This window comes from Mycobacterium sp. IS-1556 (genome assembly GCF_001499985.1).
In the GTDB taxonomy this organism is placed as follows: domain Bacteria; phylum Actinomycetota; class Actinomycetes; order Mycobacteriales; family Mycobacteriaceae; genus Mycobacterium.
Map to the genome: position 1 here is coordinate 328,333 of NZ_LQIM01000039.1, position 11,814 is coordinate 340,146.

General features: G+C 67.8%; 12 protein-coding genes. 6 read left to right on the top strand and 6 right to left on the bottom strand.

Going from position 1 to position 11,814, the window contains the following annotated elements; all coding sequences use genetic code 11:
- The first annotated feature begins 41 nt into the window (after positions 1 to 41).
- Positions 42 to 827: an enoyl-CoA hydratase gene (locus AU187_RS21575; RefSeq protein ID WP_059101070.1), complete on the top strand. Its 786-nt coding sequence runs from the start codon at positions 42 to 44 to the stop codon at positions 825 to 827.
- A gap of 9 nt (positions 828 to 836) precedes the next feature.
- On the opposite strand, the gene AU187_RS21580 is transcribed toward AU187_RS21575, so the two are convergent.
- Both AU187_RS21580 and AU187_RS21585 read right to left on the bottom strand, forming a co-directional pair.
- Positions 837 to 1,523, bottom strand: coding sequence for a PIG-L deacetylase family protein (locus tag AU187_RS21580; protein ID WP_059101071.1), 687 nt, complete (start codon positions 1,521 to 1,523; stop codon positions 837 to 839).
- Positions 1,520 to 2,122, bottom strand: coding sequence for a TetR/AcrR family transcriptional regulator C-terminal ligand-binding domain-containing protein (locus AU187_RS21585; RefSeq protein WP_059101072.1), 603 nt, complete (start codon positions 2,120 to 2,122; stop codon positions 1,520 to 1,522). Before AU187_RS21585 ends, AU187_RS21580 begins: the two co-directional genes overlap by 4 nt.
- A 44-nt stretch (positions 2,123 to 2,166) precedes the next feature.
- Between AU187_RS21585 and AU187_RS21590 the strand changes: the two genes are divergently transcribed.
- Together AU187_RS21590 and AU187_RS21595 are read left to right on the top strand one after the other, a co-directional pair.
- Entirely contained in the window at positions 2,167 to 3,300 is a 1,134-nt protein-coding gene (locus tag AU187_RS21590; protein ID WP_059101073.1) for a phosphotransferase family protein, read from the top strand.
- A complete protein-coding gene (locus tag AU187_RS21595; protein ID WP_059101074.1) occupies positions 3,300 to 4,412 on the top strand; it encodes an Rv3169 family protein in 1,113 nt (370 codons plus the stop codon). The genes AU187_RS21590 and AU187_RS21595 overlap by 1 nt, the downstream gene beginning before the upstream one ends.
- Positions 4,413 to 4,447: 35 nt before the next feature.
- Here AU187_RS21595 and AU187_RS21600 read toward each other — a convergent pair whose 3' ends face one another.
- The gene (locus tag AU187_RS21600) at positions 4,448 to 4,819 is read right to left on the bottom strand and encodes a DUF4345 family protein (RefSeq protein WP_197413452.1); all 372 of its coding nucleotides are present in this window, start codon (positions 4,817 to 4,819) and stop codon (positions 4,448 to 4,450) included.
- A gap of 33 nt (positions 4,820 to 4,852) precedes the next feature.
- On the opposite strand from AU187_RS21600, the gene AU187_RS21605 reads away from it, so the two are divergent.
- On the top strand, positions 4,853 to 5,641 hold the full coding sequence (locus AU187_RS21605) for a helix-turn-helix transcriptional regulator (RefSeq protein WP_059101075.1): 789 nt from the start codon (positions 4,853 to 4,855) through the stop codon (positions 5,639 to 5,641).
- A 61-nt stretch (positions 5,642 to 5,702) separates the two neighbouring features.
- Here the strand turns inward: AU187_RS21605 and AU187_RS21610 are convergent, their stop codons facing one another.
- Together AU187_RS21610 and AU187_RS21615 are read right to left on the bottom strand one after the other, a co-directional pair.
- Positions 5,703 to 7,181 (bottom strand): flavin-containing monooxygenase, encoded by a 1,479-nt coding sequence (locus tag AU187_RS21610; protein ID WP_059101076.1) that lies wholly within the window; start codon positions 7,179 to 7,181, stop codon positions 5,703 to 5,705.
- 40 nt (positions 7,182 to 7,221) lie between these two features.
- On the bottom strand, positions 7,222 to 8,211 hold the full coding sequence (locus AU187_RS21615) for a TIGR03617 family F420-dependent LLM class oxidoreductase (protein WP_059101077.1): 990 nt from the start codon (positions 8,209 to 8,211) through the stop codon (positions 7,222 to 7,224).
- Positions 8,212 to 8,230: 19 nt separating this feature from the next.
- Between AU187_RS21615 and AU187_RS21620 the strand changes: the two genes are divergently transcribed.
- Entirely contained in the window at positions 8,231 to 9,592 is a 1,362-nt protein-coding gene (locus tag AU187_RS21620; protein WP_059101078.1) for a flavin monoamine oxidase family protein, read from the top strand.
- A gap of 14 nt (positions 9,593 to 9,606) precedes the next feature.
- Here the strand turns inward: AU187_RS21620 and AU187_RS21625 are convergent, their stop codons facing one another.
- Positions 9,607 to 10,575, bottom strand: a complete 969-nt coding sequence (locus AU187_RS21625) for an alpha/beta fold hydrolase (RefSeq protein WP_059101079.1) — start codon at positions 10,573 to 10,575, stop codon at positions 9,607 to 9,609.
- A gap of 116 nt (positions 10,576 to 10,691) precedes the next feature.
- Between AU187_RS21625 and AU187_RS21630 the strand changes: the two genes are divergently transcribed.
- Positions 10,692 to 11,663, top strand: coding sequence for an NADPH:quinone oxidoreductase family protein (locus AU187_RS21630; protein WP_059101080.1), 972 nt, complete (start codon positions 10,692 to 10,694; stop codon positions 11,661 to 11,663).
- Positions 11,664 to 11,814: the final 151 nt, after the last annotated feature.

Genomic DNA, 11,814 nt, shown 5'->3' on the forward strand with positions numbered 1-11,814 from the left:
TGAATATAGTCGCTCAGGCTGCCGAACGCTAGATTCGGCTTATGACCGATGCCCTCGTCCTCGTCGTCGACCACGGCCCGGTGCGGGTCCTGACACTCAACCGGCCCGAGGCGCGAAACGCGTTGAGTCGCGGCCTGATCAAGGCCGCGTACGCCGCGCTGACCGAGGCCGACGCCGATGCGTCCGTCAGCGCCGTGGTGCTCACCGGGACAGACCCGGCGTTCTGCGCCGGCGTGGACCTCAAGGAGGCGCAACGCGACGGCCTGAGCTATTTCGAGGAGTTCCGCTCGCAGAGCTGCATCGCCGCGACCGGCAACATGCGTACCCCGATCATCGGGGCGATCAACGGGGCGACGTTCACGGGAGGCCTCGAGATGGCGCTCGGCTGCGATTTCCTCGTCGCCTCCGAACGGGCCGTGTTCGCCGACACCCACGCCCGGGTCGGCATTCTGCCCGGCGGCGGCATGACCGCCCGCCTCCCCCAGGTGGTCGGGCTCGCGATGGCCCGCCGGCTGTCGATGACCGGCGAGGTGGTCGACGCGGCCCGCGCCGAGCGCATCGGGCTGGTGACCGAGGTCGTCGCGCATGACCGGTTGCTCGACCGCGCGATCGAACTGGCCAAGCAGATCGCCGAGGTGCCCGGACCGGTCATGCTGGGCCTGAAGGAGATCTACACGACCGGTGCGGCCGCGGTGATCGATCCGGCGTTGGCCGCCGAGGAGGCAATCGCGTTCGCACAGCATCGCGATTTCCCCGGCTTCTCGGCTGGGCTGGGTGACCAGTTCCGTGCGGTGACGGAGCGCAACAAGCGCCAGATCGACCGCTGAGAGCTCGCGCTAGCGCTGACGCATCAGGACGAACTCGACCGTGCGGCGCCCGCCGAACTCCCGGCGCGGCGGCGTCGACATCTCCACCTGCTTGCGGGCCTGCGCTGCGACAGGCGTATGCGGGTCGAGCACCGACAGATAGACCTTGTGCTCGGCGAGCGACGCGACCGCACGCTCGAAGCAACCGTCGTCGACGGCCTCGACGTGGGTGCCCCCGGGGCCGTTCTGGAACAGCCTGCGCGGCGGCTCGGGCAGGCTGTCATACGCGTCGAGGACCGCGGTGGCGAACTCGATGTGGTCGCGTTGGTTGGGCGCGTCCGGCGCCCACTCGGGACCGCCGTAGATGCTGATGACGACGTCGGGGTCGAGCTCGGTGATCGTCTCGATGATCTTCGCGCGAAGCTCGGCCGTGTTGCGGATCTCGCTGTCGGGAAAGGCCCAGAACCGGACGTTGTGGACACCGACGATGGCCGCCGATCGCAGCTGCTCCCGCTCGCGCAGCTGACCGGCCTGTTCGGGCGCCATTCCGGCGATGCCGGCTTCGCCGCGGCTGGCGAAGGCGTAGTGGACGGTCTTGCCCGCGGCGGTCCAGTTCGCCACTGCCGCGGCGCACCCGTACTCGGGGTCGTCGGGATGCGGGACCAGCACGAGCGCGGTGCGCCAGTCGGTCGGAAACGCGTCGGGCACGTCTGTCATGTCACCACACCGTGGATCACAATTGCGGCGGTCTGCTCGACCCAGTCGTCGCCGAGCGGCTCGCCGGGCCGCAACAGCATCCGCAGCAAGGTCGCGCCGCCGATGACCTCCACCAGCCGGTCGGGGTCGACATCGGGATGAACCTCGCGTCGCTGCACCGCGTCGGTCAACCGGTTGCGCACCGCCACGAACACCCCGGTGAACCGGTCCATCACCCGGGCGTTGAGATCGGCGTCGGCGGCCATGTCGGAGATCAACCCGGGCAACGCCGCGCGCACCACGGGGCTGGAGAACACGTCGCGGGCGGCCGCGAGCATCGCGCGGATGTCGGCGGCGATGTCACCCGGCGGCGTCTCGATCGCGGTCGGCGCGGCCGGAAAGGCGGCCTCGTGAACGAGTTCGGCCTTGCTGGACCACCGGCGATACAAGGCCGTCTTGGTGGTGCCTGCCCGTTCGGCCACCGCGGCGATCGTGAGGTTCGAATAGCCGATTTCGGCAAGCAGATCCGCGGTGGCGCGCAGTATGGCAGCGTCAATGCGCGGATCCCTGGGCCGCCCGGCGCCCGAGGTCTTGTCAACCGGTGACGCGTCTGATTTCATATCGCTACCCACCGTATCGTAATTCTCGGTCGAAGGAAGAACTTGTGGCTAGTGAACCGGCTGTCGAGGACATCAACCGCCTCGAGCATTCGAGTCGCGATCTGAGCACCCTCCCCGGTGTGATGTCGCGGTGGCTCTCGACGGTGCTGCCCGGCGGGGTGGCACCGGAGATCACCGTGGAAAGCGGCGTCGACGCCAACGGGATGTCGTCGGAAACGATCATCCTGACCGGACGCTGGACCGCCGACGGTCAGGCGCAGGAACAGAAATGGGTGGCTCGGGTGGCGCCCACGGCCGAGGACGTCCCGGTGTTCTCGTCCTACCGGATGGACCACCAGTTCGACGTGATCAGGTTGGTGCAGGAGAAGACCGATGTTCCGGTGCCGCAGGTGCGGTGGCTGGAGAACAGCGGCGAGGTGCTCGGTACGCCGTTCTTCCTGATGGACTATGTCGACGGCCGGGTCCCGCCCGACGTCATGCCGTACACGTTCGGAGGGAACTGGTTCGCCGACTCGCCGGCCGAACGGCGGCGGGAACTACAGGACCACACCGTCGGCGTGATCGCCAAACTGCACTCCATTCCACAACCGGAGACGACCTTCGGGTTCCTCGACGACGGAAGCGACCGCAATGCGTTGCGGCGCAACCTGAACTGGCTCAAGGCCTGGTACCAGTTCGCCGTACCGGACATCGGGCGCTCGTCGCTGATCGAGCGTGCCCTCGAATGGCTGGAGGCGAACTGGCCGGCCGACGTCGCGGCGAGCGACCCGGTCCTGGTGTGGGGCGACTCCCGCGTCGGCAACGTCCTGTACTCGGATTACCGGCCGGTGGCCGTACTCGACTGGGAGATGGCCACACTCGGGCCGCGCGAGATGGATGCGGCATGGATGATCTTCGCGCACAACGTCTTCCAGGAGTTGGCCGGGCTCGCGGGACTGCCCGGGCTACCCGACTTCATGCGCGAGGACGACGTCAAGTCCACCTACGCCGCGTTGACCGGCGTCGAACTCGGCGACCTGCACTGGTTCTACGTCTACTCCGGCGTGATCTGGGCGTGCGTCTTCATGCGCACCAGCGCACGACGGGTGCGTTTCGGCGAGATCGAACGGCCCGACGACGTCGAATCGCTGTTCTACCACGGCTCACTGCTCAAACGACTGATCGGAGAGGATGCCTGATGCTCGGGCCCACCGACGAATTCCCCATCCACCAGATTCCGCAACCGATTGCCTGGCCCGGGTCGTCGGACCGCAACTTCTACGACCGCTCCTACTTCAACGCCCATGACCGCACCGGCGACATCTTTCTGATCACCGGTATCGGCTACTACCCCAACCTGGGTGTCAAGGACGCATTCGTCCTCATACGGCGGGGCGACGAGCAGACCGCGGTGCACCTGTCCGACGGCATCGACTCCGACCGGCTCAACCAGCACGTGCTCGGCTACCGCGTCGAGGTGAACGAACCGCTGCACAAGCTGCGGATCGTCTGTGAGGAGACCGAGGGCATCGCGGTCGACCTCACCTGGGACGGCCTCTTCGACGCGGTGCAGGAACAGCGCCACGTGTTGCGCACCGGCACCCGGATCACGTTGGACGCACAGCGTTTCGCACAGGTCGGATCGTGGAGCGGCGTCATCGCGGTCGACGGCGAGGAGATTGCCGTCGACCCGTCGGTGTGGATCGGCAGCCGCGACCGGTCGTGGGGCATCCGACCGATCGGCGAACCCGAACCCGCCGGCAGGCCGGCGCATCCGCCGTTCGAGGGCATGTGGTGGCTGTACGTGCCGATGGCGTTCGACGACTTCGGGATCGTGTTGATCATCCAGGAGGAGCCGAACGGATTCCGCAGCCTCAACGACTGCACGCGAATCTGGCGCGACGGCCGCGTCGAACAGCTCGGCTGGCCGCGGGTGAAGATCCACTACACCCCGGGCACGCGAATCCCCCACAGCGCCACCATCGAAGCGACCACACCGGACGGCTCGCCCGTGGTGTTCGAGGTCGAGTCGAAGCTACCGGTCCCGATCCACATCGGCGGCGGGTACGGCGGCGACTCGGACTGGCTACACGGCATGTGGAAGGGCGACAAGTTCACCGAACGCCTCACCTACGACATGACCGATCCGGCGGTCAACGGCCGCGCCATGTTCGGGGTCATCGACCATGTCGGTCGCGCGGTGTGCCGGGAGGGCGGTCGGTCCGCCGAAGGGTGGGGTTTGTTCGAGCACGGTGCGCTCGGCCGGCACGACCCGTCGGGATTCAAGGACTGGCTCACCGTCGCCGACTGAGCGGTTTCGGTGCGCTGCTGATCGCTGCGCGATGGCTAGCGCGCCGAAACCACCCATAGCGCTGCCGCCGCGATCGCCTCCACCACGAGGTAGAACCAGTTCGGATAGAACGACGTTCGCTGATCGATGACGGCCGACACCACACGACCGAACGCCATTCCGGCCAACGCGGCGGCGACCGTGAGCAGCACGCCCGTCCGCAGAGCGCCGCCCTCGAGGGCCGCGTACGCCAGCACGCCGGCCATGGCCAAGCCGAAGCCACCGTAGACGGCGCGCACTTCGGATCGCGATGCGGCGCCGCCGAGCGTGGTGCCGAACGGCCGGACGAGCGCGTCCGGGGCGGCCAGCGCATAAACGCCCATACCCGCGAAGAACACGGCGATCACTGCCACCACTGCGGATGCCAAGGTAGCCTCCTGTCGATCGATCAGGAGTCCAGCATGACCGCACGCGTGGCTGACGCGCTTCCACAAACCTGCTGTCCGTCGGTGTGGCTGTGGCCCGGCCAAGCGTTGTACGCCGGCCCGAGCCTCAAGCTCGCGCCGCATTCCGGGTCGGTGTGGTGCCTGGCGGTCGGTATCGGTGGCCCGCTCACCGTCGCGATCCCCGACGCGGACCGGGTCGACGGGCGCAGTGTCCTGATCCCGCCGCGGCTGACTCACCAGTTGATCTGTCACGGCGAGGGTCTGGTCTCGTGCTACCTCGAGCCGACGACCAGCCGCGCCGAAAGCTGCCGCGCCAAGATCGGCGAATGGCATGGCGCACTCGGCAGCGGTCACGTCGACGAGGACCGGCTGCAGTTCACGCCCACTGACGATGCCGAGGCGTCGCACTGGCTGGCGCTGGCCGCACCCGCTGCGGACAGGCGCATCGATCCGCGGGTCATGAACGCTGTCAATCGAATTCGCGCTGACCCCACTGCGTCGATTCCATCGCGGGCATTGGCCGCCGAGGTGGGCCTGTCGGAGTCACGGTTCCTACACCTGTTCCGCGACGAGTTGGGCACCACCGTGCGTCGCTACCGGCTGTGGACGCGTTTGATGGAGGCGGGCAACGCCATTGCCGACGGCATGAGCCTGACCGAAGCGGCGATGTGCACCGGCTTCGCCAGCCCGTCGCATCTGTCGGACCGGTTCAAGTCGACGTTCGGGCTGACCGCTTCACAGCTGCTGTCGTCCGGAGTCGTCGTCCGCGTCCCTGACCAGAGGCCGCGAGCAGACGCAAAGTGACCCGAAATGCCGTGAAATCAGGGCACTTTGCGGCTGCTCGCGCCAGGAAAGTCCGTGCTTATCAGGCGACTGGCGCGGCCGGGACCGGCGCCCGGCCGAACACCATCGACTCCTCGATCCGGTCGAATCGGTGGTCGATCGCGTCGAGCACATAGTTGTGCCGAACGTTCCACGGCCGGTGCGTTCCGGATTTCGGCAACGCGTGCAGGGCGCGTTGTACGTAGCCGGCGTTGATGTTCCACGCCGGCTTCTCCGGCATCGGCTTGTCGCCGAGATGCGGATAGGCGTGCGTGTACCCGTGAGAGTCCATGTAGGACACCAACCGTGCGAAAGCGCGGGCGGTCAGATCCGCTCGCAGGGTCCATGAGGCGTTGATGTAGCCGACACACCAGGCCAGATTCGGCACGTCCTCGAGCATGTGCTCCTTGTAGACGAAGCGATCCTGCGGTTTGATCTCGGCGCCGTCGATGCTGACATGGACACCGCCGAGCGCCTGCAGTTGTATCCCCGTGGCGGTGATGATCACGTCGGCGTCGATCCGCTGCCCGGAACTCAACACGATGCCGGACGCGTCGATGTGGTCGATGTGGTCGGTGACCACGTCCAGGCGGCCGGTGTTGATCGCCTCGTAGAAGTCGTTGTCGAGCATCGCGCACAACCGTTGATCCCACGGGTCGTAACGCGGGTTGAAATGGACGTCGACCGGATAGCCCTCCGGCAGATTGCGTTTGGCGTTCCGGCGGATGAAGCGCCTGCTGAGCTTGGGTGCCGCGCGGGCGAACGCGTAGATGAACACGGTGAAGATCGTGTTGTAGATGCGGGCGCCCCAGTACCCGGCCCGTCCCGGCAGCACTGCGCGAATCGCCTGCACGACGGGATTGACTCTCGGCCCCGAGAGCATGTACGTCGGCGACCGCTGCAGCATCGTCACGTGCCCGGCCGTCTCGGTCAGCGACGGGATCATGCTGACCGCCGTTGCGCCGCTGCCGATCACGACGATGCGCTTGCCGGCGTAGTCGAGCGACTCCGGCCAGTGCTGCGGGTGCACCACCTCGCCGCTGAACTCGTCGAGGCCGGGGAAATCCGGGCGGTAGGGCTCGTCGTAGTTGTAATAGCCGGTGCCGAAGAACAGGAAGCGGCCGCGGTACGTCGTCGGCGTCCCGTCCTGCTCGGTCTGCACCGTCCAGGTGTCGGTCGTCGAGTCCCAATCCACGGACAACACATGGGCGTTGAACCGGATGTGCTTGTCGATGCCGTGCTTGCGGGCGGTCTGGGCCAGGTATTCGCGGATGTCGGGGCCGTCGGCCACGTTCTCCGGGCGCGTCCACGGTTCGAAGGGATAACTCAGCGTGAAGATGTCGCTGTCGGACCGGATGCCCGGATAGCGGTGCAGGTCCCAGGTGCCGCCGATGCGTGCTCGGCGCTCGAGGACCAGGTAGCTCAGGTTCGGGTTCTTCTCCTGCAGGCGATAGGCGGCGCCGATCCCCGAAATGCCCGCGCCGATGATCAGTACGTCGGCGTACTGCACCCGGTTGTCCATCCGCAAACTCCTTTGGTTCCGCTGAGTACCACGATAGGAGTCAGGCGGCCAGCGCGTCGACGATCTCGGCCAACGCGTCGGCGGCGATGGGGCCGGGCTGGTAGAGGCAGATCCGGTCGGACACCCCCCCGACGCGGTCACGGATGTGGGCGGCCACCTCGGCCGGACTGCCGCACGCGGCGATGGTGCGCAGTATCTTGTCGTCGATCAGCGTGCCCATCTCCTGCCAGCGACCCTGCTTGGACAACGCGTTGAGCTCCGGCTGCAGCTCACCCCAGCCGTGCACGTCGAGCACCGGGCGGTAGGCGGGCGTGGAGCCGTAGAAGGCCAGCAGCCGGCGCGCGGCCGCGTGCGCCGTCTCGTCGCTGCCCACGGACACGATGATCTCGGGCACCACCGCGAAGTCGTCGAGGGACCTGCCCGCCTGCGCCAACCCGTTGCGCACAGCCGGCATCGTCACCTCGTGCAGGAACCGTTTGGACCCGAACGGCATCACCAACAGCCCGTCGGCGACCTCGGCGGTGGCGCGGGTCAACCGCGGGCCCAGCGCACCGAGATAGATCGGCGGCATTCCGTAGGGGTTCGGCCCGGGGTTGAATGTCGGGGTCATCAGCGTGTGCCGGAAGTACTCACCGCGGAAATCGAGGCGTTCGCCGGTCTCCCAGGCCGCGAACACCGCGCGCAGCGCGCCGACCATCTCCTTCATCCGCTCGACCGGACGGTCGAATGCCGCGCCGTAACGTTTTTCGATCTGCGCGCGCACCTGCGTGCCGAGGCCCAACGTGAAGCGACCCTTGGCGAGCAGCTGGAGGTCGTAGGCCTGATGGGCAAGCTGAATCGGGTTGCGCGGAAACGCGATGGCCACGTTGGTCATCAGGTCGAGGCCGTCGACGGTGGACGCGAGCGTCAGCGGCGAGAAAACGTCGTGCGGTCCTTCGAAGGTGAACACTCCGCTGGCGCCCGCGTCGCGCAGCAGCTGCGCCCGTTCGATCGCATCGGTTGGACCGAACAACGCTGTCATGACCTTCACGGCGTGAGAGCCTAATCGCGTGCCTAATTCCTCCGTCCCGGCCGACACCGATGTGGTCGTGGTGGGCGCCGGGTTCGCCGGGCTGTCGGCGGCGCGGGCGTTGGTGCGCCTGGGCCACGACGTCGTGGTGCTCGAGGGCCGCGACCGGGTGGGCGGGCGGTCGTCGACGGCGACGATCGCGGGTGTCCCCGTCGACCTCGGCGGCACGTTCGTCGGGCCGACTCAGGACGCCGTCGGCGAATTGGCGGCCGAGCTCGGCTGCCGAACCGTCCCGACGTACTGCCAGGGCAAGAACCTGATCCGCTGGCGGGGCAAGGTCCGGTCCTATCGCAGCACCATCCCACGGCTGTCGATCATCGAACTGCTCGACGTGTCGCGGATCCAGTGGCGCTTCGAACGTGTCTGTCGCAAGGTGCCGGTCGACAAGCCGTGGGAGGCCACCATCGCCGACAGCCTGGACTCCCAAACGCTCGACGGCTGGCTGAAGTCCGTACACGCGAGCGCGGGAACACGGGATCTGATGGCGATCATGTCGAGGGTCACCTGGGGGTGCGAACCCGATGCGGTGTCGATGCTGCACGCGGTGCGCTACGTCAAGGCGGCCGGCGGCTTGGACCGCATGCTCGACGTCGAAGGTGGCGCCCAACAGAGCCGCTTTCCCGATGGCACACAACAGATCGCGGCACGGATAGCCAGAGAATTAGGCCCGCGCGTCGTGCTCGATGCCGCGGTGCGCAGCATCGAACGCCACAACGACGGCACACTCACCGTGACCTCCGATCGCGGGCCCGTGCGCGCCAAGGCCGTCGTCGTCGCAATACCGCCCCAACACCGCAACGCGATCGCGTTCCTGCCCGAGCTGCCCGCCGAGTACGGCAAGCTCGCGCAGCACTGGCCGCAGGGCAATCTCAGCAAGGCCTACGCCGCATACGAGACGCCGTTCTGGCGCGCGAAAGGCCTGTCCGGCGAGGCGCTTTCCGACGAAGGGCCGGTGTTCATCACGTTCGACGTGAGCCCAGGAGACGAGGGCCCCGGCGTCCTGCTCGGGTTCACCGACGCCCGCTCATTCGACTCACTGCCACCGGCGCGGCGCCGCGAACGCGCGCTGTCGGGCTTCGCGACGTTGTTCGGTGACGCCGCGTTGGCACCGATCGACTACCTCGACCACTGTTGGGGCGCAGAACAGTTCGCGCCGGGCGGGCCCACTGCCGCCGTGCCGCCCGGCTCCTGGACCGCATACGGACCGTGGTTGCGCAAGCCCGTCGACGGGATCTATTGGGCCGGTACGGAAACCGCCGACACCTGGACCGGCTTCCTCGACGGCGCGGTGCGCTCTGGCCGGCGCGCCGCAGACGAGGTGCATCGCGCACTGACCGGTTAGGCCGGTGGGCCGAATCAGGAGCTTATGCGGCCCTCGGAGGTCACCGAGTCGATCAGCAGCCGCAAGTGCTTGTTCACCTCGTCCGGGCGTTCCAGGATTGCGCAATGTCCACCGGACAGTTCGACGAACTGGGTCAGATTGGGTGCCTCACGGGCGATCCGGCGCGCCGACGCGATCGGCAGCAGCCGGTCCTTCTCACTGCCGATCACCAGGGTCGGCACCACGAGGTTGGCGAGCCCGATGTGTCGCGGACCGAGGTGGTCGACCAGCGTATGGGCCCAGCCGCCGCGGCCGGCGGGCGCAGTCGCAAGGAACAACTCATGGACGAACGCGGCGATGGCGGGGTCGGCGTCGCGGCCCACCGCGAGCATCGACAGGAAGCGCTGGTTCGGGCCGGCGGCGGCGCGTGGCAGCGGCATCGCGCCGAAGGTCTTCAGGAACGCCCCGGCGGTGAGCACGCGCACGCCGGCCAGTCGCGCCGGCACGGGCAGCAGCTGGACGTTGCGCAACAGGTCGCCGGTCGTGGTGTTGATGAGCGCGACGGCGTCCGCGCGTTCGGTCACCCGCTCGGCGTACCGCTCCGCCCACGACGTGATCGCGATGCCGCCCATCGAATGGCCGGCGATGACCGCCCGCTCACCCGGTGCGAGCGTCGCGTCGAGCACCGAATCGAGGTCGGCCGCCAGATGATCGAGGCTGTACGCGCGACGACGGGCCGGCACCGCGCTGCGACCGTGGCCACGGTGGTCGAACGCGATGACGCGATAGTCGCGCGACAGATCGGTGATCTGATGCGCCCACACCCGGATCGCGCACGTGATTCCGTGCGCCAGCACGATCGGATAGCCGTCCTCGGGCCCGAAGACCTCGGCGTGCAGGCGGATGCCGTCCTTGGAACGCACCGCGACGGCGCGGCTTTCGGGCAGCGACTGGGCGGGGGCAAAGGCGGGGGCCTTCGACCGGCCGCGTGGACCACCACTCATCTTCGCTCCGTTCGACCTCGGCAACGTTGCCGCATAAGTGAGCTTATCTAACAGTGTGCAGTACAGGCGTGACCGCGGCGCGGATATCAGGCATTCGAGGATGTTAAATAAGCGCCATGCGTGCGATTCAAATAGCCAGCCTCGACGGACCTTCGGCGGCGAAGCTCGTCGACGTCGAGGAACCGGACGGTGATGGCGCGGTCGTCATCGAAGTGCACGCGGCCGGCGTCGCGTTTCCCGACGTGCTGCAGTCACGCGGGCTCTATCAGTACAAGCCGGAGCTGCCGTATACGCCTGGCGGCGAGGTCGCGGGCGTGGTGCGCAGCGCACCGGACGGCTCGCACGTCCGTGCGGGTGACCGCGTCGCCGCGCTGACGATGCTGTGCGGCGCGATGGCCGAAGTCGTCGCGCTGCCCGCCGAACGCGTCTTCAAGCTGCCCGACAACGTCTCGTTCGAGGCCGGCGCCGGTCTGCTGTTCAACGACCTGACCATGCACCACGCGCTGCGGACACGGGGCCGGTTGGCCGAGGGCGAAGCGGTGCTCGTGCACGGGGCGGCCGGCGGCATCGGCACGTCGACCCTGCGGTTGGCGCCGGCGTGGGGGGCATCACGGGTGATCGCGGTGGTGAGCACGGAGGACAAAGCCGAGGTGGCCAGGGCCGCCGGGGCGACCGATGTAGTGCTGGCGGACGGTTTCAAGGACGCCGTGAAGGGGTTGACCGACGGCCGCGGCGTAGACATCGTCGTCGACCCGGTCGGCGGCGACCGCTTCACCGACTCGCTGCGCTCGCTGGCCCCGGGCGGACGGCTGCTCGTGATCGGCTTCACCGGTGGCGAGATCCCAACTGTGAAGGTGAACCGGTTGCTGCTCAACAACGTTGACGCGGTCGGCGTGGGCTGGGGCGCATGGACGTTCACCCATCCGAACTATCTTGCCGAGCAGTGGGCCGAGCTGGAGCCGCTGCTGGCCTCGGGCAAGGTGTCGGCGCCGCAACCTCAGGTGTTCCCAATCGAGCGCGCCGCCGATGCGATCGCCGCGCTGGAGGACCGCTCGGCGAAGGGCAAGGTCGTCGTCGCGGTTCGCTGACTTTCCCGGCGACTTGTGCACGTTCAGGAGCGGTGAGCGCTCTGTTCTGTTTCGGGACATCGCTGACAGGTTGATGTCTCGGGACATCGTTGACAGTCATGGTGCTGGTTTGGGTTCGCGTTTGCCGTGTGTTCCGGGTTTTCGGTGACCG

Excerpts from the sequence above, each read along its gene's own strand:
- AU187_RS21575 (WP_059101070.1), top strand. The coding sequence starts at position 42 with ATGACCGATGCCCTCGTCCTCGTCGTCGACCACGGCCCGGTGCGGGTC.
- AU187_RS21580 (WP_059101071.1), bottom strand. The coding sequence starts at position 1,523 with ATGACAGACGTGCCCGACGCGTTTCCGACCGACTGGCGCACCGCGCTC.
- AU187_RS21585 (WP_059101072.1), bottom strand. The coding sequence starts at position 2,122 with ATGAAATCAGACGCGTCACCGGTTGACAAGACCTCGGGCGCCGGGCGG.
- AU187_RS21595 (WP_059101074.1), top strand. The coding sequence starts at position 3,300 with ATGCTCGGGCCCACCGACGAATTCCCCATCCACCAGATTCCGCAACCG.
- AU187_RS21605 (WP_059101075.1), top strand. The coding sequence starts at position 4,853 with ATGACCGCACGCGTGGCTGACGCGCTTCCACAAACCTGCTGTCCGTCG.
- AU187_RS21610 (WP_059101076.1), bottom strand. The coding sequence starts at position 7,181 with ATGGACAACCGGGTGCAGTACGCCGACGTACTGATCATCGGCGCGGGC.
- AU187_RS21625 (WP_059101079.1), bottom strand. The coding sequence starts at position 10,575 with ATGAGTGGTGGTCCACGCGGCCGGTCGAAGGCCCCCGCCTTTGCCCCC.
- AU187_RS21630 (WP_059101080.1), top strand. The coding sequence starts at position 10,692 with ATGCGTGCGATTCAAATAGCCAGCCTCGACGGACCTTCGGCGGCGAAG.